The 22,717-nt window shown below is 71.6% G+C and carries 17 protein-coding genes, 6 tRNA genes and 1 riboswitch; of the genes, 11 read left to right on the top strand and 12 right to left on the bottom strand.

Annotated features, from left to right (window positions below):
• Positions 1-220 precede the first annotated feature (220 nt).
• A complete protein-coding gene (locus B446_RS18375) occupies positions 221-1,318 on the bottom strand; it encodes a Leu/Phe/Val dehydrogenase (RefSeq protein ID WP_020940946.1) in 1,098 nt (365 codons plus the stop codon).
• A 200-nt stretch (positions 1,319-1,518) separates the two neighbouring features.
• Here B446_RS18375 and B446_RS18370 point away from each other — a divergent pair, with 200 nt between their 5' ends.
• The gene (locus tag B446_RS18370; RefSeq protein ID WP_020940945.1) at positions 1,519-2,361 is read left to right on the top strand and encodes a hypothetical protein; all 843 of its coding nucleotides are present in this window, start codon (positions 1,519-1,521) and stop codon (positions 2,359-2,361) included.
• A 520-nt stretch (positions 2,362-2,881) separates the two neighbouring features.
• A complete protein-coding gene (gene bldC, locus B446_RS18365) occupies positions 2,882-3,088 on the top strand; it encodes a developmental transcriptional regulator BldC (RefSeq protein ID WP_003949541.1) in 207 nt (68 codons plus the stop codon).
• A gap of 490 nt (positions 3,089-3,578) precedes the next feature.
• Here bldC and B446_RS18360 read toward each other — a convergent pair whose 3' ends face one another.
• From B446_RS18360 to B446_RS18325, 8 genes are all read right to left on the bottom strand, one after another.
• The gene (locus B446_RS18360; RefSeq protein WP_020940944.1) at positions 3,579-3,824 is read right to left on the bottom strand and encodes a DUF6274 family protein; all 246 of its coding nucleotides are present in this window, start codon (positions 3,822-3,824) and stop codon (positions 3,579-3,581) included.
• 148 nt (positions 3,825-3,972) lie between these two features.
• Positions 3,973-4,047 (bottom strand) — tRNA-Asp (locus B446_RS18355).
• 96 nt (positions 4,048-4,143) lie between these two features.
• Complete coding sequence (hrpA, locus tag B446_RS18350) at positions 4,144-8,100, bottom strand: ATP-dependent RNA helicase HrpA (protein ID WP_020940943.1); 3,957 nt, start codon at positions 8,098-8,100, stop codon at positions 4,144-4,146.
• A 107-nt stretch (positions 8,101-8,207) separates the two neighbouring features.
• Positions 8,208-8,546 carry a hypothetical protein gene (locus B446_RS18345; protein ID WP_020940942.1) on the bottom strand — a complete coding sequence of 113 codons (339 nt, stop codon included), beginning with the start codon at positions 8,544-8,546 and terminating at the stop codon, positions 8,208-8,210.
• 129 nt (positions 8,547-8,675) lie between these two features.
• Positions 8,676-8,749, bottom strand: a tRNA-Phe gene (locus B446_RS18340).
• Between the two features lie 24 nt (positions 8,750-8,773).
• Positions 8,774-8,848: transfer RNA gene (locus tag B446_RS18335), tRNA-Asp, on the bottom strand.
• A gap of 36 nt (positions 8,849-8,884) precedes the next feature.
• A tRNA-Glu gene (locus B446_RS18330) sits at positions 8,885-8,957 on the bottom strand.
• An 80-nt stretch (positions 8,958-9,037) separates the two neighbouring features.
• Positions 9,038-10,585, bottom strand: coding sequence for a metallophosphoesterase family protein (locus B446_RS18325; RefSeq protein ID WP_020940941.1), 1,548 nt, complete (start codon positions 10,583-10,585; stop codon positions 9,038-9,040).
• 83 nt (positions 10,586-10,668) lie between these two features.
• On the opposite strand from B446_RS18325, the gene B446_RS18320 reads away from it, so the two are divergent.
• The 3 genes from B446_RS18320 (at position 10,669) to B446_RS18310 (ending at position 14,042) form a co-directional block, all read left to right on the top strand.
• Positions 10,669-11,019, top strand: coding sequence for a metallopeptidase family protein (locus tag B446_RS18320; RefSeq protein ID WP_020940940.1), 351 nt, complete (start codon positions 10,669-10,671; stop codon positions 11,017-11,019).
• A gap of 104 nt (positions 11,020-11,123) precedes the next feature.
• Complete coding sequence (locus tag B446_RS18315) at positions 11,124-11,642, top strand: hypothetical protein (RefSeq protein ID WP_043478551.1); 519 nt, start codon at positions 11,124-11,126, stop codon at positions 11,640-11,642.
• A 216-nt stretch (positions 11,643-11,858) separates the two neighbouring features.
• Positions 11,859-14,042, top strand: coding sequence for a DEAD/DEAH box helicase (locus B446_RS18310; RefSeq protein ID WP_020940938.1), 2,184 nt, complete (start codon positions 11,859-11,861; stop codon positions 14,040-14,042).
• Between the two features lie 121 nt (positions 14,043-14,163).
• Here B446_RS18310 and B446_RS18305 read toward each other — a convergent pair whose 3' ends face one another.
• Entirely contained in the window at positions 14,164-15,132 is a 969-nt protein-coding gene (locus B446_RS18305; RefSeq protein WP_020940937.1) for an aldo/keto reductase, read from the bottom strand.
• Positions 15,133-15,377: 245 nt separating this feature from the next.
• On the opposite strand from B446_RS18305, the gene B446_RS18300 reads away from it, so the two are divergent.
• Together B446_RS18300 and B446_RS18295 are read left to right on the top strand one after the other, a co-directional pair.
• Entirely contained in the window at positions 15,378-16,901 is a 1,524-nt protein-coding gene (locus B446_RS18300) for an amino acid permease (protein WP_043475946.1), read from the top strand.
• 88 nt (positions 16,902-16,989) lie between these two features.
• Positions 16,990-17,062, top strand: a tRNA-Lys gene (locus B446_RS18295).
• 48 nt (positions 17,063-17,110) lie between these two features.
• Here the strand turns inward: B446_RS18295 and B446_RS18290 are convergent.
• Positions 17,111-17,746, bottom strand: a complete 636-nt coding sequence (locus B446_RS18290; protein ID WP_020940935.1) for a GTP cyclohydrolase II — start codon at positions 17,744-17,746, stop codon at positions 17,111-17,113.
• A gap of 123 nt (positions 17,747-17,869) precedes the next feature.
• Positions 17,870-18,451 carry a MarR family winged helix-turn-helix transcriptional regulator gene (locus B446_RS18285; protein WP_020940934.1) on the bottom strand — a complete coding sequence of 194 codons (582 nt, stop codon included), beginning with the start codon at positions 18,449-18,451 and terminating at the stop codon, positions 17,870-17,872.
• A 70-nt stretch (positions 18,452-18,521) separates the two neighbouring features.
• Between B446_RS18285 and B446_RS18280 the strand changes: the two genes are divergently transcribed.
• The 4 genes from B446_RS18280 (at position 18,522) to B446_RS18265 (ending at position 22,656) form a co-directional block, all read left to right on the top strand.
• Positions 18,522-19,655 (top strand): dihydrofolate reductase family protein, encoded by a 1,134-nt coding sequence (locus B446_RS18280; RefSeq protein WP_020940933.1) that lies wholly within the window; start codon positions 18,522-18,524, stop codon positions 19,653-19,655.
• A 66-nt stretch (positions 19,656-19,721) separates the two neighbouring features.
• A tRNA-Met gene (locus tag B446_RS18275) sits at positions 19,722-19,795 on the top strand.
• Between the two features lie 202 nt (positions 19,796-19,997).
• Positions 19,998-21,191 (top strand): PP2C family protein-serine/threonine phosphatase, encoded by a 1,194-nt coding sequence (locus tag B446_RS18270; protein WP_043475944.1) that lies wholly within the window; start codon positions 19,998-20,000, stop codon positions 21,189-21,191.
• Positions 21,192-21,448: 257 nt separating this feature from the next.
• Positions 21,449-21,617: riboswitch (cyclic di-AMP (ydaO/yuaA leader) on the top strand.
• 7 nt (positions 21,618-21,624) lie between these two features.
• Entirely contained in the window at positions 21,625-22,656 is a 1,032-nt protein-coding gene (locus tag B446_RS18265; RefSeq protein ID WP_043475941.1) for a M23 family metallopeptidase, read from the top strand.
• Positions 22,657-22,717 lie beyond the last annotated feature (61 nt).

Here is a 22,717-nt window from a genome sequence, read left to right as displayed (position 1 = left end):
CTTCCACGGTACCTGAGCCCGCGCCCATACGGTACGTCGCCCGCAGCACGCGCGTGTGCACAGGACCCTCGAGGTGCCCTTTCCTCGCTGGTCAGTGGCGATTTTAACCACTTATCGGGGTACGACCCGCCGGTGGAAGTGAGAGTTCTCTCTAAGTTCCCGCCGACGGGTACCGCTCATACGTGCGATCGGACACCCGGTCGGGTTCCGGCCCCCCGGATCAGCGGGTCGCGCGCGCGTCGGCCATCCGCTGCTCGGCGATCCGGTCCGCGGCGGCGGCCGGCGGGATGCCGTCCTCCTTCGCACGTGCGAAGATCGCGAGCGTGGTGTCGAAGATCTTCGCCGCCTTGGCCTTGCACCGGTCGAAGTCGAACCCGTGCAGCTCGTCGGCCACCTGGATGACCCCGCCCGCGTTCACCACGTAGTCCGGCGCGTAGAGGATCCCGCGGTCGGCGAGGTCCTTCTCCACGCCCGGGTGGGCGAGCTGGTTGTTGGCGGCGCCGCACACCACCTTGGCGGTCAGCACCGGCACCGAGAGGTCGTTCAGGGCGCCGCCGAGGGCGCAGGGGGCGTAGACGTCCAGCCCCTCGACCCGGATGAGCGCCTCGGTGTCCGCGACGGCCGTGACCCGCCCCGGGTACTGGTCGAGGACCCGCCGCACGGCGTCGGCGCGCACATCGGTGATCACGACCTCGGCGCCCTCGTCCAGCAGGTGCCGCACCAGGTGGTGGCCCACCTTGCCGACGCCCGCGACGCCGACCCTGCGGTCGCGCAGCGAGGGGTCGCCCCACAGGTGCTGGGCGGAGGCGCGCATGCCCTGGTAGACGCCGAAGGCGGTGAGCACGGAGGAGTCGCCGGCGCCGCCGTTCTCGGGGGAGCGGCCGGTGGTCCAGCGGCACTCGCGGGCCACGACGTCCATGTCGGCGACATAGGTGCCGACGTCGCACGCGGTGACGTAGCGGCCGCCGAGCGAGGCGACCATGCGGCCGTAGGCGAGCAGCAGGTCCTCGGTCTTGTCCTGCTCCGGGTCGCCGATGATGACGGCCTTGCCGCCGCCGTGGTCCAGGCCGGCCATGGCGTTCTTGTACGACATGCCGCGCGCCAGGTTGAGGGCGTCGGCGACGGCCTCGGCCTCGGTGGCGTAGGGGTAGAAGCGGGTGCCGCCGAGGGCCGGGCCCAGGGCGGTGGAGTGGATGGCGATCACGGCCTTGAGGCCGGTTGCGCGGTCCTGGCAGAGCACGACCTGCTCGTGGCCGCCCTGGTCCGAGTGGAACAGGGTGTGCAGGACCTCAGCAGGTGCGCCGGTTACGTCGGTCACTGTGGTGACTCCTGTGTAAAGAGCGGCGGGTGGGGCTCAGCGCCCGTGCGGGTGGCGGGTGCTGTGGCATGAGCGTAGAGCCTCGGCCCACCAGCCATCCTCGCAGTGTTCAGGATCACTCTCCCGTGCCGTACTTGCACGCATGACCGTGGGACGATTTGCCGTGGTTTCGAGCCGGGTCCGATGGGGAGGGAGCAGGCGTGCCCAAGGTGTCCTCCGTGGTCGTCCCGTACGCCGCGTACCTGCGCGTGTACGAGCCGCTGGCCGCCTTCCCGGAGCCGGAGCGCACCCACTGGGCGCGCTACGCCCGGCGCCCCGAGCGTCCCACCTACCAGGACGAACTGCGGCGCTCGCTCGCCGACTTGCTGCCCACGCCGCCGATCCCGGTGCCGGTGCACGAGAGCGGTGACGCGTTCGTGCTGGAGGCCGACGGGGTGGTCTGCGTCTGCCCGTGGCGGACTCGGCTGCGTGGCTGGCAGGCGCTGCAGGAGCTGCCCGAGGAACTGCCCAAGCCGGTCCTGGAGGCGGTGCTGCCGGAGGTCGTGCGGCGCCAGGCGGCCCAGGACTACGAGCGCTGGCTCGCCCGTAACCCGGACGCCCGCCCCTGGATCCGCACGGCGACCTGGCAGGTGCCGGTGAACTGGTTCGTCCTGGTCTCCGACGAGGAGCGCCGGTACGAGAAGGGGACCGCCCAGGTGCCCCCGCTGCTGCGCTACCGCACCCCGATGGTCCAGGCCAGGCGCCGGGTGGCCCGGGCGCTGCGGACCCTGAAGGACGCCATGGGGGAGGGGCCGCTGATCGACGGCCTGGTGGACGTCGGCAGCTGGCTGGAGGACTTCCACCCGCGCTCCCTGGTGGAGCTGGACTACGGCGGCCTGGTGCACACGGTGCCGGCCGGCGACCTGGAGGGCGACCGCTCGGCGGCGGACGTGGCCGAGGGCATCGAGGCGCTGCGCCGGGGCGACGGGGCGGCCGCGGGCGCCGCCTACGCGCGGCTGGTGGAGCGGTGGCGTGCGGTCCGGGACCGGCGCTCCGCGAACTGAGTGACGCACGTCACGGTCGAAATATCCCCGAACGACGTACCGTCTACGGAACTTAGACCACCTGACGGGATGTTGGTCCCGATCCGGGCTTTTGCCTCAAGGGTGATGGACGGCACTTACGCGGCCCTTGCGCCTCTTGCCGCCCCTCGTGCCAAAATAGGACAAGGAGCCCGGGGAGGGCTCCGTTCGCCCAACTATGCTCCAACGAGGGCGAAATCTCAGCATTGCACGCTTTGGGGGGTCTGGTGACTCCTGAGCGCCCCTGTGACTGATCGTCACAGTGGCGTGACTGTCCGCTATGGCATGGTCCATCGGCTTCCGTCGCTGATGAACACCTGGGAGGGCAATTCCATCGGTTTGGCCGACGCGGCTGGACAGATGGTGTAGTTGTAGTGCCGAGGACAAGCCGTTCGTCCTATAACCGACTCGACTCGCGTCCGCCATTTCGGGCAACGCGGGTCAAGGTGCAGAATTTAGAGGAAAGAACCGAGAAGGTTCGGTTCTCCCGAGGAGGCCGCTCATGACCGCTCGCACCCCTGATGCCGAGCCGCTGCTGACCCCGGCTGAGGTCGCCACCATGTTCCGTGTCGACCCCAAGACGGTCACGCGGTGGGCGAAGGCCGGCAAGCTCACGTCCATCCGTACGCTCGGCGGGCACCGCCGCTACCGCGAGGCCGAAGTCCGCGCACTGCTCGCGGGCATCCCGCAGCAGCGCAGCGAGGCCTGAACAACTGAATACCGGGCAAACCGGCTGGTCCCCCAACTGGTCGACGTGCCCGGAACCCTAGCTCCGAGCGACGCGGGACCTGCCCCAACAGGGCCCTCGCCCAGGCCGAAGAGAACGTTGTAGGCAGCGACACAGGGTGCGTCGTAGATCGCGCTGGACTCCGCCGGGTCCAGCGCGATCTTTTTTGTGCGCTGCTCGTGGGCGGACCGGCGCGGCTGTGAGCGGCCTTGTCGGAGTCTGGGGAGGGGTGTCGGAACCGCTGTGAAGGACCCCTCCGGTCGGTGCAATTGCACATATTAAATTGACCAGTTGTATGAGGGGGGTAAGTACCGCCCTTTTGAAAACTCATGCGGTGACACCCGTCACACGGCTCAGCGCTTGTTGCCCACGGACCGGGTGCGGTAGTGGAACCGGCCGCTCCACCGCACCGCACCACCGTGCCACGTGCACGCGGGTGTTGGGAGTCGGCGCTCCGTGCCGGACCGGAAAGTCACGCGCTGCCGGGGCTCTCCCCCTCCAGCGTCTCCAGCGCCTCCAGGGCCTCCGGAGCCTCGTCGGCCGCCCCGGCCGCGTCGACGCCGGCGGCCGCCTCCTGGGGTGATGGCGCCGCGTCCATGGCCAGCCGGAGCAGTCGGTGGCAGATCGGGCAGTGGCGGGTGAGATGCCCGTACGACGAGGCGGCCGACAGGTGCGCCCTCAGCAGCGCCCGCGTCTCGTGCCTGGCCGATGCCGCCATACGCCACCTCCAGGGGCCGCACGGGGAAGGACGGGGCCCTGGTCCCTGGGTACCGGCGGGCGGGGGCGTCGTCAAGGGCGCCGGAGGGCGACCGGGCGCGCGGCGGGAACAGCAGAAGGGCCCCCTCGCGGGGGCCCTTCTCTCTGTGCGGTCCTGACGGGATTTGAACCCGCGGCCTCCACCTTGACAGGGTGGCGAGCACTCCAAACTGCTCCACAGGACCAGGTTTCGCCTCGCTCCGCTCACCGCGTTGCGCTGCGAAAAGAGACTGTACAGGAGGTGGGCCGCCTGGTCGAACTCACCCCCGGTACCCGTACGGTCACGGTGCGACGGCGTCGATCGCCTTCACGATCCGCTTGTCGGAGACCGGGTACGCCGTGCCCAGCGCGTGGGCGAAGTAGCTGACCCGCAGCTCCTCGATCATCCAGCGGATGTCCAGGACGGCGGCGGGCACCGGCCGGCCCTGCGGGAGCTGCTCCAGCAGCCAGGCGTACTCGTCCTGCATCTCGTGGACCTTCTCCATGCGGGTGGTGTCCCGCTGGACGTTCGTCGGCATCTGCTGCAGCCGCCGGTCCGCGGCCACCAGATAGCGCATCAGGTCCGGCAGCCGCCGTATGCCGGCCCACGTCACGAAGCCGGGCTTCACGAGGGCGTCGAGCTGCTTGCGGACGTCCGTCAGGTTCGCCAGCAGCGTGGGGCTGCGCACGCCCTTCAGACGGCGCTCACAGGCCTGCCAGGCCGCCAGGACCTGCTGCACCTGGCCGACCGCGCGCACGGTCGTGTCCACGATGTCCGCGCGCACCTTGTCGTAGAGCTTGCGGTACGACTCCTCGTCCCACACCGGGCCGCCGAAGCCGTCGATCAGCCGGTCGGCCGCGGCCATGGCGCAGTCGTCGAACAGAGCCTGCACGGAGCCGTGCGGATTGGCGGAGAGCGCCAGCTTCTGGGCGTTGGTCAGCTTCTCGGAAGCGAACTTCGCGGGATTGACCGGGATGTTGCGCAGGATCAGCCGGCGGGTGCCCTTCCACATCGCCTCGGCCTGTTCCGCCTCGGTGTCGAAGAGCCGGACCGAGACCGTGTCGCCGTCGTCCACCAGCGCCGGGTACGCCTTCACCGGCTGTCCGGCCCGGCGCGTCTCGAAGACCCGGGTGAGCGTGCCGATCGTCCAGTCCGTCAGGCCGGTGCGCTCCAGGGACTCGCCGCCCGAGCGGGAGGCGGTCGCCGCGGCGGCCTGGGAGAGCGCCTGGCGTGCCTTCGGCTTCAGCCGCAGCCTGAGCGCCTCCAGGTCCTTGTCCTCGGCGAGCGTCCGGCGCCGCTCGTCGACGATCCGGAAAGTGATCTTCAGATGGTCGGGCACCTTGGCCCAGTCGAAGTCGTCCGCATCGAAGGGCACGCCGACCATCCGCTTCAGCTCGCGCGCCATCGTCACCGTCAGCGGCTCCTGCAGGGGCACCGCCCGTTCCAGGAACGCCTTCGCGTAGTTCGGCGCGGGCACGTAGTGGCGGCGGACCGGCTTGGGCAGGGAACGGATGAGCTCCGTGACCACCTCCTCGCGCAGGCCCGGGATCTGCCAGTCGAAGCCCTCGTCGGTGACCTGGTTGAGCACCTGGAGCGGGACGTGCACGGTTACGCCGTCCGCGTCCGCGCCGGGCTCGAACTGGTACGTCACGCGGAACTTGAGCTGCCCCTGCCGCCAGCTGTCCGGGTAGTCGGCCTTGGTGACCGCACCGGCCGACTCGCGGACGAGCATCTCCCGCTCGAAGTCCAGGTAGTCCGGCTGCTCGTGCCGCTTGCGCTTCCACCAGGAGTCGAAGTGGGCGCCCGAGACGACGTGTTCGGGCACCCGCTGCTCGTAGAAGTCGAACAGCGTCTCGTCGTCCACGACGATGTCCCGGCGCCGCGCCCGGTGCTCCAGCTCCTCGACCTCGCTCAGGAGCCTGCGGTTGTCGGCGAAGAACTTGTGGTGCGTGCGCCAGTCGCCCTCGACCAAGGCGTTGCGGATGAACAGCTCGCGGGAGACCTCGGGGTCGATCCGGCCGTAGTTCACCTTCCGCTGCGCGACGATCGGGACGCCGTACAGCGTCACCTTCTCGTACGCCATCACGGCCGCCTGGTCCTTCTCCCAGTGCGGCTCGCTGTAGGTCCGCTTCAGCAGGTGGCCGGCGAGCGGCTCGACCCACTCGGGCTCGATCTTCGCGTTGACCCGGGCCCACAGCCGGCTGGTCTCCACCAGCTCGGCCGACATCACGAACCTCGGCTGCTTGCGGAACAGCGCCGAGCCGGGGAAGACCGCGAACTTGGCGTTGCGGGCGCCCAGGTACTCGTTCTTGTTGCCGTCCTTCACGTCCTTCATCCCGATGTGGGAGAGGAGGCCGGCCAGGAGGGAGACGTGCACGCGGTCGGCCGGGGCGTCGGCACCCGCCGCGGGCTCCTCCAGGTGCATGCCCATCTGCTTGGCCACGGTGCGCAGCTGGCTGTAGATGTCCTGCCACTCGCGGATGCGCAGGAAGTTCAGGTACTCCTGCTTGCACATCCGCCGGAAGGAGCTGGAGCCCCGCTCCTTCTGCTGCTCGCGGACGTATCGCCACAGGTTCAGGAAGGCGAGGAAGTCGCTGGTCTCGTCCTTGAAGCGGGCGTGCTGCTGGTCCGCCTGGGCCTGCTTGTCGGACGGGCGCTCGCGCGGGTCCTGGATGGACAGGGCGGCCGCGATGACCATCACCTCGCGGACGCAGCCGTTCTTGTCGGCCTCCAGCACCATCCGGGCCAGGCGCGGGTCGACGGGCAGCTGGGCCAGCTTGCGGCCGGTGTCCGTGAGGCGCTTGCGCGGGTCCTTCTGCTCCGGGTCGAGCGCGCCCAGCTCCTGGAGCAGCTGCACGCCGTCGCGGATGTTGCGGTGGTCCGGCGGGTCGATGAAGGGGAACTTCTCGATGTCGCCGAGGCCGGCCGCGGTCATCTGGAGGATGACGGAGGCGAGGTTCGTGCGGAGGATCTCGGCGTCCGTGAACTCCGGCCGGGCGAGGAAGTCGTCCTCGCTGTACAGCCGGATGCAGATGCCGTCGGAGGTGCGGCCGCAGCGGCCCTTGCGCTGGTTGGCGCTGGCCTGGGAGACCGGCTCGATGGGCAGCCGCTGCACCTTGGTGCGGTGGCTGTACCGGCTGATGCGGGCGAAGCCCGGGTCGATGACGTACTTGATGCCCGGGACGGTCAGCGAGGTCTCGGCGACGTTGGTCGCCAGAACGATCCTGCGCCCGGTGTGCTGCTGGAAGACCCGGTGCTGCTCCGCGTGCGACAGCCGGGCGTACAGCGGCAGGATCTCCGTGAACCGGTACTGCTTCCTGGTGAGCGCGTCGGCCGTGTCGCGGATCTCCCGCTCACCGGAGAGGAAGACGAGGATGTCGCCCTTGCCCTCCGCCATCAGCTCCTCGACGGCGTCGGTGATCGCGGTGATCTGGTCGCGGTCGGCGTCGTCCGACTCCTCTTCCAGCAGCGGGCGGTAGCGCACCTCCACCGGGTACGTCCGCCCGCTCACCTCGACGATCGGCGCGTCGCCGAAGTGCCGTGAGAAGCGCTCGGGGTCGATGGTGGCGGAGGTGATGACGACCTTCAGGTCCGGCCGCCTGGGCAGCAGCTGGGCGAGGTAGCCGAGCAGGAAGTCGATGTTGAGGGACCGCTCGTGGGCCTCGTCGATGATGATCGTGTCGTAGGCGCGCAGCTCGCGGTCGGTCTGGATCTCGGCGAGCAGGATGCCGTCCGTCATCAGCTTGACGAAGGTGGCGTCCGGGTTCACCTGGTCGGTGAAGCGCACCTTCCAGCCGACGGTCTCGCCGAGCGGGGTGTCCAGCTCCTCGGCCACGCGCTCGGCGACGGTGCGCGCGGCGATCCGGCGGGGCTGGGTGTGCCCGATCATGCCCCGGACCCCACGCCCGAGCTCGAGACAGATCTTCGGGATCTGGGTCGTCTTGCCGGAGCCGGTCTCGCCGGCCACGATCACGACCTGGTGATCGCGGATGGCGGCCGCGATCTCGTCCTTCTTCTGGCTGACGGGCAGCTGCTCCGGGTAGCCGACGGTGGGCACACGGGAGCGCCGCGCGGCCATCCGGGCCTCGGCCTTGCCGACCTCGGCGTCGATCTCGGCGAGGACGGCGGCGCGGGCCTCCGGCTTACGGATCTTGCGCGCGCCCTCGAGCCGCCTGCCGAGCCGGTGCGCGTCGCGCAGCGACAGCTCGGTCAGACGAGGGGCGAGGGCGCCGAGGGCGGGGGCTGGGTGCGTAGACATACGCGGTCCAGGATCTCACCTCGGGGAAATCGCTGGCGAACGATTTGCCGCGCGGCCGTGACGTGCCCGTTCCCCGGGGCGGACCCGCGCGTGTCCGCCCCGCCCGGCTAGGGTGCGCGCGGGGCGGGCGGTGCGGCGGGTGCCGGTGCGGCGGTGGGCTCCGGCTCCTTCTGCCGCCGGGCCGCCGCGTCCCCGAGGGCGATCGACCGCGCGGTGTTGGAGACGGCCTTGATGCCCAGGTACGCGGTGGTCACCCCGCTCACCGCGGTGAAGGCGGCGGTCAGCACGCCGACGATCACGGCCTTGTCGCCGTCGAGCCGCCACACGCCGAAGGCCGCGACCGCGGCGATGGCGCAGTTGCTGATGACGACCGCCATCAGCCCGTACCGCGCCCGGTACTTCTCCAGGTCGGCGTCCCCGATCGCTCTGGTCCGGTCCTGGCCCATCCGCTCCCCCGTCCCCCGAGAAAACCCGTGTGATCCGCCCGAACGTAGCGCCGCCCGCCCCGGCTGCCAAGCGGCGGCGTAGGCCGCACGACGAAGGCCCCGTCCAGTTGGACGGGGCCTTCGAGGTTGTGGCTGGGGCCGGGGTCGAACCGGCGACCTATCGCTTTTCAGGCGATCGCTCGTACCAACTGAGCTACCCAGCCACGAGGCTTCCGGGGAAACCTCAGCGGTCCTGACGGGATTTGAACCCGCGGCCTCCACCTTGACAGGGTGGCGAGCACTCCAAACTGCTCCACAGGACCAAGCTTGTGTGCAACAGTGTCGCACACGATCTTGCGTGCCCCCAACGGGATTCGAACCCGTGCTACCGCCTTGAAAGGGCGGCGTCCTAGGCCGCTAGACGATGAGGGCTATCGGCCCGCCTGCGCGCTTCTCAGCGCGTCGGGGACGTGAGAAGCATATGGGATGGCGGGGAGTATCGCCAAAACGGTTTACGGGGACGCCGGGGACGAGGGCGAGGTGGGCCCCGGGGACGGGGTGGCGCCGGGCAGGTTCTCCTCCGGCAGGTGGCGGCTGACCTCGGCCGTCGTCAGGCCCAGACCCCCGAGCTGGATCGCGTCCCAGGCCTGCAGGCGGCGGGTGTCGCGGTCGAAGTAGAGGATCGAGGCCTCGATGGGCGCCGGGTACCTGCGCTCCACCGCGCGCAGGCCGCTGCCGCCGGTCGAGCCCTCCATCCGCAGCCGGGTGCCGTACTTCAGCACCTCGGTGCCCTCGTGGTGCAGGTGCCCGCACAGCACCAGGGGCACCTCGCCGTCCGTCTCCCGGGCGGCCACGGGCTCGTGGGCGATCGCCACGTCCACCGGCGTGCCGGCCGCCCGCTGGTCGTGCAGGGCCGAGGCCAGGCGGTCGCCCGCGAGCCGCTCGGCCGCGTCACCGCCGCGGGCCTGGGAGCGGTCGGGGGTGAACTGGGGGTCGCCGATCCCCGCGAAGCGCAGGCCGCCGACCGTCCGCGCCCGCCCGTCGTCCAGCACGTGCACGTTCTTCAGGTGCCGCAGGTAGCGCTGGGTGACCCGCGAGTCGTGGTTGCCGCGGACCCAGACGTAGGGCGCGCCCAGGTCCGGGATCGGGTCGAGGAAGCCGTTCTCGGCCGCCGTGCCGTGGTCCATCGTGTCGCCCGAGTCGACGATCACGTCCACCTTGTACTGCCTCACCAGCGAGGCGATGATCTTCCAGCTCGCCGGGTTGAGGTGGATGTCGGAGACGTGCAGGACCCGCAGGGTTGAGGGGTCCGGCTGGTAGGCCGGGAGCGTGGAGGTGACGTCGTAGAGCTTGGTCACGTTCGTCACCAGGCGGGCCAGTTCCTTCTGGTAGACGTCGAACTCGGTGACGATGCTGCGCGCGTTGCCGACCACGGACGGCGCGGAGGACAGCAGGCCGGAGAACCGGGGTTCGAGCACCGACCTGGGGTTCCAGGTGGCGTACGCCGTCGCGCCCGAGGCGGCGAGCAGGGTGAGTGCCAGGCCGCCGGCGGCCAGGGCGCGGCCCGGGCGGCGGTAGACGGCCAGGCCCAGGGCGCACGCCCCGGCCACCACGGCGACCGAGGAACGCACCGCCAGGTCGAGGGTGCCGTGCTCCACGTCCCGGGCCACCTCGTCCTGGAGCCCGGAGAGCCGTTCGGGGTGGTCGACGAGGGCCGCCGAGCGCAGCGGGTCGAGCTGGTCGACGTTGACGTCCAGGCGGACCGGGGCGACGTGGCTGTCCAGGGTCAGCGCGCCGAGCGGGGAGACGTTGATCTTCGTGCCGCCGGTGAGGGACGGGCGCAGCGCCATGGTCGTGTTCACCGGGCCGACCGGGGCCCGTACGTCGCCGACGACGAGCAGGCCCAGCCAGGCGCCGACGAGCACCACCGCGGCGAGGCCGAGGGCGTTCAGCCACGGCCGGGGGCGTTCGGCGAGTTCGAGGGCGGGGAGCGGGCGGGCGGACGGGCGGAAGCGGCGTTTCAGCATGCGGTCCAGGGCTGCGACGGGGACGCGGGCCATTGGGGCCGTATGCCCGGACACCGTCGCCGGTATGCGGCGGCCGCGCACTCTCGGTCCGCGCCCCGGTGCCGGAGAATGACGGTGTGCTGGAGATGACGCGCGAGGAGTTCGAGGAACTGGTCGCCGAGGCGCTGGACCGGATCCCCCCGGAGCTGACGCGGCTGATGGACAACGTGGCGGTGTTCGTCGAGGACGAACCGCCCGCGGACGATCCGGAGCTGCTCGGGCTCTACGAGGGGACCCCGCTGACCGAGCGGGGCGAGTGGTACGCCGGGGTGCTGCCGGACCGGATCACCGTGTACCGGGGCCCGACGCTGCGGATGTGCGCGTCCCGGGCCGACGTGGTGGCCGAGGTGGAGGTCACCGTGGTGCACGAGATCGCCCACCACTTCGGGATCGACGACGCCCGGCTGCACGCGCTCGGGTACGGGTGACCGGGGGCCGTACCGGGGGCCGGTTCGAACGGGGCGCGTGTCCTCTTGCGGGCGAAGGGAGTTGGGGAGGTTGACTCCCTTTCTTTTCCGCGGAGGTGGCCGCCGTGCGCCCCTTGTACGTACCCGTCCGTCTGGCCGTCGTGGTGCTGGCCGTCACGACCGCCGCCGGCTGTGTGAGTGTGGGTGACGACGCGGGCCGGGCCCGGCCCGCGCACTCGGCGGGGCAGCACGGCGGTGAGGCGCCGGACGGTGGTCCGGGAGGGGGCGGCGGCGGCCCGGGGTACGGCGGCCGGGCGGCCGACGGCAAGCACGGGCACGGCGGCAAGGCGAAGAAGGGCGAGTCGGCGTCGGCGTCGGCCACGCCGTCCGGCGCGGACAGCACGTCCGCGGCGCCGTCGAAGCCGGGCCGGCCGGGAGGCGGTGTGGTCTCCGGGGACCCGGCGCCGACCAAGGACCAGCCGACGCCCCCGGCGACCTCCGCCCCGCCGGAGCCCCCGGCGACCACCCCGCCGGCGCCTCCCACCGATCAGCCGTCGGCCGAGCCGTCGTCCTCGGCGCACGAGGACCCGGAGCCGCAGCTGGCGCAGCGGGAGCCGGCGCCGCGGGCGGGAGTGCCGGTGTAGGGAGTGACGAGGGTCTCCATGGAGCGGTTTGCCTTCGGGGGCCGTGGGTGCGTATGGTGGTAGATCGTTTGATCCCATTTGCCCGGCGCCACTGCAGAGCGCGCCGTGTGGCGCGTACTCTCCTTTGCCGTGGCGGACCGCATTGAGGCGGTCGTAGAGCGAATCACGGAGTTGACGGGCGCGTGCCGAAGAGACTCCGGAAGGTTTCCCATTCGCATGTCCGTGTCCAGTACTGATCACATCGTCGTGTCCGAGAACGAGAACGAGCTCGACGACGTGACCACCGAGGTCACCGAGACCACTGACACCCCCCAGACCACCGACACCCCTGAGATCACCTTCGCCGACCTCGGGCTTCCCGAGGGCGTCGTGCGCAAGCTGGCCCAGAACGGTGTCACCGTCCCCTTCCCGATCCAGGCCGCGACCATCCCGGACGCCCTGGCCGGCAAGGACATCCTCGGCCGTGGCCGCACCGGCTCCGGCAAGACCCTCTCCTTCGGTCTGCCCACCCTGGCCACGCTGGCCGGCGGCCGCACCCAGAAGCACAAGCCCCGCGCCGTCATCCTGACCCCGACGCGCGAGCTGGCCATGCAGGTGGCCGACGCCCTCCAGCCGTACGGCGACGTCCTCGGCCTGAAGATGAAGGTCGTCTGCGGCGGTACGTCGATGGGCAACCAGATCTACGCCCTGGAGCGCGGCGTCGACATCCTCGTCGCCACCCCGGGCCGGCTGCGCGACATCATCAACCGCGGCGCCTGCTCCCTGGAGGACACCCAGATCGCGGTCCTCGACGAGGCCGACCAGATGTCCGACCTGGGCTTCCTGCCCGAGGTCACCGAGCTGCTCGACCAGGTCCCGGCGGGCGGCCAGCGGATGCTGTTCTCCGCGACCATGGAGAACGAGATCTCCACGCTGGTCAAGCGCTACCTGACCGACCCGGTCACGCACGAGGTCGACAGCGCCCAGGGCAACGTCACGACCATGTCGCACCACATCCTCATCGTGAAGCCCAAGGACAAGGCGCCGGTCACCGCCGCGATCGCCTCCCGCAAGGGCCGCACGATCATCTTCGTCCGCACCCAGCTGGGCGCCGACCGCATCGCCGAGCAGCTGCGTGACGCCGGTGTGAAGGCCGACGCGCTGCACGGCGGCATGACCCAGGGCGCCCGCACCCGGACGCTGGCCGACTTCAAGGACGGTTACGTCAACGCGCTCGTCGCGACCGACGTCGCCGCCCGCGGCATCCACGTGGACGGCATCGACCTGGTGCTGAACGTCGACCCGGCCGGCGACCACAAGGACTACCTGCACCGCGCGGGCCGTACCGCGCGTGCCGGCCGCACCGGCACGGTCGTCTCGCTGTCCCTGCCGCACCAGCGGCGCCAGATCTTCCGCCTGATGGAGGACGCGGGCGTCGACGCCGCGCGCCACATCATCCAGGGCGCCGGCACCTTCGACCCGGAGGTCGCCGAGATCACCGGCGCCCGGTCGATGACCGAGGTCCAGGCCGAGTCCGCGAACAACGCGGCGCAGCAGGCCGAGCGCGAGCTCGCCCAGCTCACCAAGGAGCTGGAGCGCGCCCAGCGCCGCGCCGCCGAGCTGCGTGACGAGGCCGACCGGCTGGTCGCCCGGGTCGCCCGCGAGCGCGGCGAGGACCCGGAGACCGCCGTGGCCGAGGCCCAGGCGGCCGCGGCCCAGGCCGTGACCGAGCCGGCCGTGGCCGAGGAGCCGGCCCAGCGCGAGACCGAGCGCGACGAGCGTCCGGCGGCCTCGGCGCCGTACGAGCGCCGGGAGCGCCGTTCCTTCGACCGCGACCGCGGCGAGCGGGGCTTCGAGCGCCGTGACGACCGTGGCGGGCGTTCCTTCGAGCGTCGTGAGGAGCGTCGTCCGTTCGACCGCGACCGTAACGACCGTGGTTTCGAGCGTCGCGACGACCGTGGCGGTGACCGCGGTGGCCGTTCCTTCGAGCGTCGTGAGGAGCGTCGTCCGTTCGACCGCGACCGTAACGACCGTGGTTTCGAGCGCCGTGACGACCGTGGCGGTGACCGCGGTGGCCGTTCCTTCGAGCGCCGCGACGACCGGGGCGACCGCGGCGGTGACCGTGGCGGCCGTTCCTTCGAGCGCCGTGACGAGCGCCGTCCGTTCGACCGCGACCGTGGTGGCCGTCCCTTCGAGCGCCGTGACGAGCGGGGCGGCTTCCGCCGCGACGAGCGCGGTGGCCACCGGGGCAGCGACCGTCCGTTCAACCGCGACCGCCGCGACGACCGTCCGGGCTTCCGCTCCGCCGGTCACGACCGCCCCTACGGCCGTCGTGACGACCACCGCGGTTCCGGTTCCGGTTCCGGTTCCGGCTCGTTCGGCCGCCGCGACGACAAGCCGCGCTGGAAGCGCAACGGCTGACACAGGGTGACCGGCTGACCGCCGGTCCCCGCGAACCACGGCCGCGGGCCCCGGAGAGATCCGGGGCCCGCGGCCGTTTCAGCCACTGACGCGGACCGAGGTCACGTACGGCACGTACGGGTCAGCGGCGGCCGCCCTGGATCAGGGCGGCCGCCGCGCCGAGGCGGGCCAGGTCGTCGTCGGTCAGCGTGAGGTCGGCGGCGGCCGTGTTCTGCTCCAGGTAGCTGATCCGCTTGGTGCCCGGGATGGGCACGATGTCGTCGCCCTGGGCGTGCACCCAGGCCAGCGCGATCTGCCCGGGCCGCACCCCGTGGGCGTCGGCGATCTCCCGGATGACGTCCACGACCTGCTGGTTGGCGTCCAGGTTGTCCTGGGAGAACCGCGGCAGGTTGCGGCGCATGTCGTTGGCCGCCATGGTGTCCCGGCTGGTGACCGCGCCGGTCAGGAAGCCGCGGCCGAGCGGGGAGAACGGGACCACGCCGATGCCCAGCCGGCGGGCGGCCGGCAGGACCTGCGCCTCCAGCTCGCGGCTCCACAGCGAGTACTCGCTCTGCACGGCGGTGACCGGGTGTACGGCGTGGGCGCGCTCCAGTTCCTCGGCGGTCACCTCGGAGACGCCGATGTAGCGGACCTTGCCCGCCTTCACCAGCTCGGCGAAGGCGCCGATGGAGTCCTCTACGGGGGTCTTCGGGTCGATCCGGTGCAGGTAGTACAGGTCGATGTGGTCCACGCCGAGGCGCCTGAGCGACTCGTCGCAGCACTGCCGGACGTACTCCGGGTCGGCGCGCAGCTCCATACCGGCGCCGGGCCGCATGTCGACGATGCCGCACTTGGTGGCGAGGGTGACCTCGTCCCGGCGCTCCCTGAGCGCGTAGCCGACCAGCTTCTCGTTGGCGCCGACGCCGTACAGGCCGGTCGCGCCGTACACGTCGGCCGTGTCGATCAGGGTGACGCCCAGGTCGAGGGCCCGGTGGACGGTTCTGATCGACTCCTCGTCGTTGCCGACCCCGTACGACTGGCTCATGCCCATGCAGCCGAGCCCCTGTGCGGAGACTCGCAGACCCTGGCTGCCCAGAGCGACCTGACGCATCGGTGTTTCCCTTCGTGGTGGTGGAACCATCGGTTAGGGAGCGGGATGACCAGCGGGAGCGACACCAGCGTAAGTCCCGTCATGACGAACAGGGCGTATTTGTAAGGGACTTGGCCACGGCTTGACGCCGCGGCCGAAGCGGCGGGCGGCGGGGCGGGAGAGCGGGGGCCGCGTCCCACGCGTCCACGCCAGGGCGATGACGACGTGTCGCATGTCACTGCCCGCGTCAGGGAATTGCTGGGGGCATGACAGAAGACGCGGCAGTGCGCAGCAGAGCGGAAGGGCCGTCCGACGAGGAACGGCTGGCCCAGCTCGGTTACACCCAGGTCCTCGCCCGCCGGATGTCGGCGTTCTCGAACTACGCCGTCTCCTTCACCATCATCTCGGTGCTGTCCGGCTGCCTGACCCTCTACCTCTTCGGCATGATCACCGGCGGTCCCGCGGTGATCACCTGGGGCTGGGTCGCGGTCGGCCTGATGACCCTGTTCGTGGGGCTGTCCATGGCCGAGATCTGCTCGGCCTACCCGACCTCCGCGGGCCTGTACTTCTGGGCCCACCGCCTGGCGCCCCCGCGCTCGGCGGCGGCGTGGGCGTGGTTCACGGGCTGGTTCAACGTGCTGGGCCAGGTGGCGGTGACGGCGGGCATCGACTTCGGCGCCGCGTCCTTCCTCGGCGCCTACCTGAACCTCCAGTTCGGCTTCGAGGTGACCCCCGGCCGCACGGTCCTGCTCTTCGCGGGCATCCTCGTGCTGCACGGCCTGCTGAACACCTTCGGCGTCCGGATCGTCGCCTTCCTGAACAGCGTCAGCGTGTGGTGGCACGTCCTGGGCGTGGCGGTGATCGTCGGCGCGCTGGCCCTCGTCCCGGACCGCCATCAGTCGGCGTCCTTCGTGTTCACGAAGTTCGTCAACGGGACGGGCTGGGGCAGCGGTTTCTACGTGGTCCTGCTCGGCCTCCTCATGGCCCAGTACACGTTCACCGGCTACGACGCCTCGGCGCACATGACGGAGGAGACCCACGACGCCTCCACCGCGGGCCCGAAGGGCATCGTCCGGTCCATCTGGACCTCCTGGATCGCGGGCTTCGTCCTGCTGCTGGGCTTCACCTTCGCCATCCAGTCGTACGACAAGGAGCTGGCCTCCCCGACCGGGGCGCCGCCCGCGCAGATCCTGCTGGACGCGCTGGGCGCGACCACGGGAAAGCTGCTGCTGCTGGTGGTGATCGGTGCCCAGCTGTTCTGCGGCATGGCCTCGGTCACCGCCAACAGCCGCATGATCTACGCCTTCTCCCGCGACGGGGCGCTGCCCTTCTCGCACGTCTGGCACACGGTCAGCCCGCGCACCCGCACCCCCGTGGCGGCGGTCTGGCTGGCCGCGTTCGGCGCCCTGGCCCTCGGCCTGCCCTACCTCATCAACTCGACGGCCTACGCGGCGGTGACGTCGATCGCGGTGATCGGCCTCTACATCGCCTACGTCGTGCCGACCTTCCTGCGCGTCCGCAGGGGAGCGGACTTCGAGCGCGGTCCCTGGCACCTGGGCCGCTGGTCGGTGCCGATCGGCGTGGTGTCCGTCACCTGGGTCGTGCTGATCACCGTGCTGTTCATGCTGCCCCAGGTCTCCCCGGTCACCTGGAAGACGTTCAACTACGCCCCGGTCGCCGTCCTGGTCGTCCTCGGCTTCGCCGCGACCTGGTGGCTGGCCTCCGCCCGCCACTGGTTCCTCAGGCCGGCGCACGTCCCCGGACCCGCCCCCGAGCCGGTCGAAAAGTAGCCCATCCCGCACCCGACGCGGCCGGGTCACCGATACCCGATCGGAGACACGGCCTCGTCCGGCTATGCTCGGACAGGCAACATCGCCAGGGCCCTTAGCTCAATTGGCAGAGCAGTGGACTTTTAATCCATTGGTTGTGGGTTCGAGTCCCACAGGGCCTACGGGAGAGCCCCGGTCCGGACACCGTCCGGACCGGGGCTCCTTTCGTGTCAGCCCGCGCTGAGTTCCGTCAACTCCGCGAGCGGCAGCGTGTGCTGGGTCTGCAGGACCTTCGCCCGCAGGTAGCGGACGTTGTGGGCGGTGGTGAAGACGCCCGTGGGGACGCGGTCGCGGACGGCGACCCCGAGGGCGCGGAGCTGCCCCGCCTTGTCGGGGTTGTTGGAGAGCAGGTCGAGCTCGTCGACGCCGAGCGCGCGCAGCATCTGCGCGGCGGCCGTGTAGTCGCGGGCGTCCTCCGGCAGGCCGAGCGCGGCGTTCGCCTCGTAGGTGTCCAGGCCCCGGTCCTGCAGCGCGTAGGCGTCGAGCTTGTTGTACAGCCCGATGCCGCGCCCCTCCTGGCGCAGGTACAGCAGCACGCCCCCGCGCTCGGCGATCCGCTCGACCGCCTCGCGCAGCTGGGGGCCGCAGTCGCAGCGGGCCGAGCCGAAGACGTCCCCGGTCAGGCACTCGGAGTGCAGCCGCACCAGGGGGACCGGGCCGGGCTCGCCGAGGACGACGGCGATGTGCTCCTGGCCGTCGGCCAGGCCGTGGAAGGTGACGAGTTCGGCGTCGACGGCGTACCCGTCGGCGAAGTGCAGCGGTACCCGCACGCGGGCGCGCGGCGTTGCGGCGGGGGTGTCGGGCATGCGGGCCTCCGGGTTCCGTTCCCATGCTGCAGAGGTCTGCTTCAGATTTGAAGCAGACGGCAGGTGTGGGACCCTACCCCATGCTTAAAAGTTAAAGCAATGCCCTCGCGGTGCCCGCGGCCATTACGCGGACGGGCCGGAAGGCCCCGCGGACGAGCCTTCGGCCGACTCCCCGGACAGCCCCCCGCTCGTCCCCGCACACGGCGACGAGCGCCGCCGCCAGGGCACGCCTTCGGGGGCCGCCCCGGCCTCCTCCCCCTCCAGGGTCCGGGCGATCCCCGAGCAGATCTCCTCCAGCTGCCCCACCTGCTCGGGCGTGAGCCGGTCGAAGAGGGTCGTGCGGACCGTGTCGACGTGCCCCGGTGCCGTACGCTCCAGCACGGCCGTCCCCGCGTCGGTCAGCACCGCGATGCTGCTGCGCCGGTCCCGGGGGCAGTCCTCCCGCCGTACGAGGCCGTCCCGCTCCAGTCTGGTCACCGCGTACGTCAGCCTGCTGCGGGTGATCTTCAGCGTCTCGGCGAGGTCGGTCATGCGCAGGCGCCGCTCGGGCGCCTCGGACAGATTGGCCAGCACGGAGTAGAACAGGTGCGGCATGCCGGCCTCCTGCTGGAGCTGGCGGTCGATCGCGTCCTCCAGCAGCCGGGAGGCGGCGATGTACGCGCGCCAGGCGCGCTGCTCCTCGGGAGTGAGCCAGCGGGTCGTCATGCCACCAGTGTAAGTTTGTTTCAAACTTGAACCAAGATCCCGTAGGGGGTCTTCGCGAGGGAGCGCGCCGATGCCGTACCCGTACGTCCTGCTGTCCGCCGCCGTCTCCCTCGACGGCTACCTGGACGACACCGGCCCCGACCGGCTCCTGCTGTCCGGACCCGCCGACTTCGACCGGGTCGACGAGGTGCGCGCCTCCGTCGACGCCATCCTGATCGGCGCCGGCACCATCCGCGCCGACAACCCGCGCCTGCTGGTGAACTCGCCCGAGCGGCGCGCGGCCCGCGAGGCCGGCGGCAGGCCCGCCTACCCCCTGAAGGTCACCGTCACGGCCTCCGGCGACCTCGACCCCGGCGCGCACTTCTGGCACACCGGTGGCGAGAAGCTCGTGTACACCACCGACCAAGGCGCCGCCCGGGCCGCCCGCGCCCTCGGCCGCACCGCCGACGTGGTCTCCCTCGGCCCCGCCCTCGACTGGCGCGCCCTGCTGCAGCACCTGCACGACGAGCGCGGCGTCCGGCGCCTGATGGTCGAGGGCGGCGGAACCGTCCACACCCAGCTCCTCCAGCAGGGCCTCGCCGACGAGCTCCAGCTCGTCCTCGCCCCGCTGTTCGTGGGCGACCCGGCCGCCCCGCGGATGTTCGGCCCCGGGGCGTACCAGGGCGGCCGGCTCCGGCTCACCGAGACCCGGCGGATCGAGGACGTCGTCCTCATGCGTTACGAGCCCACCGCGCCCGGCACCGGCCCGCTACCCACCGCCGCCGACCGGCGCTGGCTGCGCACCGCCTGCGAGCTGGCCGCCCTCTGCCCGCCCTCGCGGACGGCCTTCAGCGTCGGCGCGGTGGTGGTCGCCGCCGACGGCACCGAGCTGGCGCGCGGCCACTCGCGGGAGGGCGGCGACCCCGTCGTGCACGCCGAGGAGGCGGCCCTCGCCAAGATCGACCCCGCCGACCCGCGCCTCGCCGGCGCCACCGTCTACAGCAGTCTGGAGCCCTGCTCCCGCCGCGCCTCCCGTCCCGCCCCCTGCGCGGAGCTGATCCTGCGGGCGGGCGCCCGCAGGGTCGTCACGGCGTGGCGGGAGCCCGACACGTTCGTGCCGGCGGCGGACGGCGCCGGCGTCCTTGCCGGGGCCGGCGTGGACGTCGTCGAGCTGCCCGACTACGAGGGCCGCGCGAAGGCGCCCAACGCCCACCTCCTGCCCTGATCCGCACCCCCCGGGAAACCCGTGTGCTCGGCACCCCGCGGATGGCGTACACTGGAGTCACAACGACGCGGGGTGGAGCAGCTCGGTAGCTCGCTGGGCTCATAACCCAGAGGTCGCAGGTTCAAATCCTGTCCCCGCTACTGAAGGCTCAGGACCGGAATCCAGCAATGGATTCCGGTCCTGAGTGTTTTCCGGCCCACTCCGCCAGATCACCGGCCCGCCCCCGCCCCGACGTCGAGTGGTGTGCGTCACACCCGGTCGCCCGCTCGGTCCACAGCGGTCGCCCGCACCCCGCACCCCCCGCCACGCTGGACGCGGGATCAAGGACACGGGAGACGAGCGGTGCGCCCTGGTGAGGTGGAGGAGAGTCCGTACGCCAGAGCGGGCGGCCGGCTCCCCGGCGACCCCGTCCCCGATCCCGGGACCGGTCACCCTGGCCCGCCGCTGCCGCCGGACGGGCGCCACGGCCGCCGTCCCGCCCCGCGCACCCTCGCCCGCGCCCTGCCGGTGCTGCTGATCGCGGGCGGGATCCTGTACGACCTGCTCACCCCGCGCGTCTTCACCGCGGTCCCCTTCTTCACCGCCGCCCCGCTGGTGGCCGCGCCCCTGTCCGCACTGCGCACCACGCTGCTCACGGGTCTCGCCGCCCTGGTCGCCACCTTCGCCGTGCACGCGCGCTTCGGCACCGGCGCGGACGCGAGCCTGGTGACCGAGGTCGTCACGGTGGCCACCGTCGCGCTGCTGGCCGTCGCCATCAACCGGGTCGTACGCCTGGGCGACCGGCGGCTCGCCTCCGCCCGCGAGATCGCCGAGGCCGCCCAGCGGGCCGTGCTGCCCGAGCCGGCCGCCCGGATCGCCGGCTTCGACATCGCGGCCCGCTACGAGGCGGCGCGCAAGGACGCCTTCATCGGCGGCGACCTGTACGCCGTGCAGGACAGCCCGCACGGCGTCCGGGTCATCGTCGGGGACGTGCGCGGCAAGGGCCTGGGCGCGGTCGCCGCCGTCGCCGTGGTGATCGGCGCGTTCCGCGAGGCCGCCGAGCAGGAGAGCGCGCTGGAGGGGGTGGCCGAACGGCTGGAGCGCGCGCTGGCCCGCGAGGGCACCCGGCGCGACGGGGTCGACGCCTTCGAGGGGTTCACCACCGCCGTCCTCGCCGAACTCCCGCACGGCGCGGACACCGTCCGGATCGTCAACCGCGGCCACCCGCCGCCGCTGATGCTGCACGCCGACGGCTCGCTGCGCTGCCTGATCCCGTACGAGCCCGCGCTGCCGCTCGGCATGAGCGACCTGGGCCGGTGGCCCGACCGGGCGATCGAGTCGGCCTTCCCGGGCGGTGCGACCCTGCTGCTGTACACCGACGGCCTCTCCGAGGCACGGGACGCGCACGGCCGTTTCTACGACCCCTGGCGCCGGCTCGCCGGACGCCGCTTCCCCGACCCGCGCACCCTGCTCGCCCGCCTCGTCGCCGAGGTGCGCCGGCACTCCGGCGGCGGCACGGAGGACGACATGGCGCTGCTCGCCGTACGGCGGCCCTGACCGGCTCCCCGGCACCCTGTCGAGCGTTCTCACCCAGAGTCACCGGACGGGAGCCCTCCGCATCACATCTGAGTCACCATCAAAACCTCTGAGACTGCTGAGCTTCGGTCAACTCGCCCGTTTTTGGCCGTTCCTGGCGCGTACGTCCAGCCGAAAGAACCTTAATGATCAAGCCGAACGGCTTGGAATCTCACAGCCGGGTCTATTAACGTTCGATAACGCAGCGCGGTCGTCCCAGCCGTCACCAGAGGCGGCTCCGTGCGCACGCGCCGAATCCCGCGAGGGAACCGGGGAACCACCACCCTGGGGTGAATCACGCGAATACCGCCGTGAACCGTACTGGTCCACGGCTCGTATACGCGCGTAGGAGACCTTCCTGCTCCGAACCCGTCAGCTAACCCGGTAGGCGGAGGAAGGAAAGGAGTACGCCCGCGTGGCGTCCAACCCGCCTGCCCCAGAAGCCCCGTTCGTGCCGGCTCAGCGCGAGTCCGACACCTTCGGCTACGGCGAGTACCGCACCGAAGAGGGCCCCTGGGAGGAATGGAATCCCACTGAGGAATCCATTCGCCCCGTGCGCGGCCGGCACCGCGTCGCCAAGCAGCGCGGCGGCGGACTCGCCCGCAGCTCCACGGTCCTCGGTGTCGGCGTCATCGCCGCCGTCGGCGCCGGAGGCATGGCCAGCGCGCACACCGGCAAGCCGCCGGTGTCCCTCTCCATGCCCGACCTCCCTTCCGTCGGATCCCTCTTCGGCGACGACACCTCCGACGCGCCCGCGGCCACCACGGCCTCGCTGAGCCACGTCGGCACCGCCTCCGCCGAGACCGACCACAGCGACGCCGGCGAGGCCCTGCGCAACCGGATCATGGCCCAGGCCGAGCAGCAGCAGAGCAAGGCCGAGACCAAGGCCACGGCCGCCGCCGTCGCCGCCGCCGAGAAGCAGACCGCCGCCGCGGCCGCCAAGGCGGAGAAGGAGGCCGCCGCCAAGGCCGCCGACGCCAAGAAGAAGGCGGAGGCCGACGCCGAGAAGCAGGCCGAGAAGGAGCGCCTGGCCGAGCTGGCCAAGCAGTTCCAGCTCCCGGTCGTCTCGTACACGATCACCGGCACCTTCGGCCAGCCCGGTTCGATGTGGTCCTCCGGCTACCACACCGGCCTCGACTTCGCCGCCCCCACGGGCACGCTGATCAAGGCGATCCACGGCGGCACCGTCACCGAGGCGGGCTGGGCCGGCGCCTATGGCTACCGCACGATCCTCACCCTGGACGACGGCACCGAGCTGTGGTTCTGCCACCAGTCCTCGATCAACGTCAAGGTCGGCCAGAAGGTCGGCACCGGCGACGTCATCGGGCGGATCGGCGCCACCGGCAACGTCACCGGCCCCCACCTCCACCTGGAGGTCCACCCGAACGGGCAGGCCACCGGCATCGACCCGATGACCTGGCTGCGCGGCAAGGGCCTCACCCCCTGACCTGCCCCGCCCCCTGACCGGCCGCTGAACCGGCCCCCGCGGCCCCGACGGCACCCCCCGG

This window comes from Streptomyces collinus Tu 365 (genome assembly GCF_000444875.1).
GTDB lineage: Bacteria > Actinomycetota > Actinomycetes > Streptomycetales > Streptomycetaceae > Streptomyces > Streptomyces collinus_A.
Note: the sequence above shows the minus strand (reverse complement) of the source record. Positions and strands in the feature narration are given on the sequence as shown.

Bases quoted from the DNA above. Each gene is read 5' to 3' on its own strand.
- B446_RS18300 (WP_043475946.1), top strand. From the start codon at position 15,378: ATGACAGAAGACGCGGCAGTGCGCAGCAGAGCGGAAGGGCCGTCCGAC.
- B446_RS18305 (WP_020940937.1), bottom strand. From the start codon at position 15,132: ATGCGTCAGGTCGCTCTGGGCAGCCAGGGTCTGCGAGTCTCCGCACAG.
- B446_RS18345 (WP_020940942.1), bottom strand. From the start codon at position 8,546: ATGGGCCAGGACCGGACCAGAGCGATCGGGGACGCCGACCTGGAGAAG.
- B446_RS18360 (WP_020940944.1), bottom strand. From the start codon at position 3,824: ATGGCGGCATCGGCCAGGCACGAGACGCGGGCGCTGCTGAGGGCGCAC.
- B446_RS18325 (WP_020940941.1), bottom strand. From the start codon at position 10,585: ATGGCCCGCGTCCCCGTCGCAGCCCTGGACCGCATGCTGAAACGCCGC.
- hrpA (WP_020940943.1), bottom strand. From the start codon at position 8,100: ATGTCTACGCACCCAGCCCCCGCCCTCGGCGCCCTCGCCCCTCGTCTG.
- B446_RS18290 (WP_020940935.1), bottom strand. From the start codon at position 17,746: ATGCCCGACACCCCCGCCGCAACGCCGCGCGCCCGCGTGCGGGTACCG.
- bldC (WP_003949541.1), top strand. From the start codon at position 2,882: ATGACCGCTCGCACCCCTGATGCCGAGCCGCTGCTGACCCCGGCTGAG.
- B446_RS18285 (WP_020940934.1), bottom strand. From the start codon at position 18,451: ATGACGACCCGCTGGCTCACTCCCGAGGAGCAGCGCGCCTGGCGCGCG.
- B446_RS18280 (WP_020940933.1), top strand. From the start codon at position 18,522: ATGCCGTACCCGTACGTCCTGCTGTCCGCCGCCGTCTCCCTCGACGGC.
- B446_RS18310 (WP_020940938.1), top strand. From the start codon at position 11,859: ATGTCCGTGTCCAGTACTGATCACATCGTCGTGTCCGAGAACGAGAAC.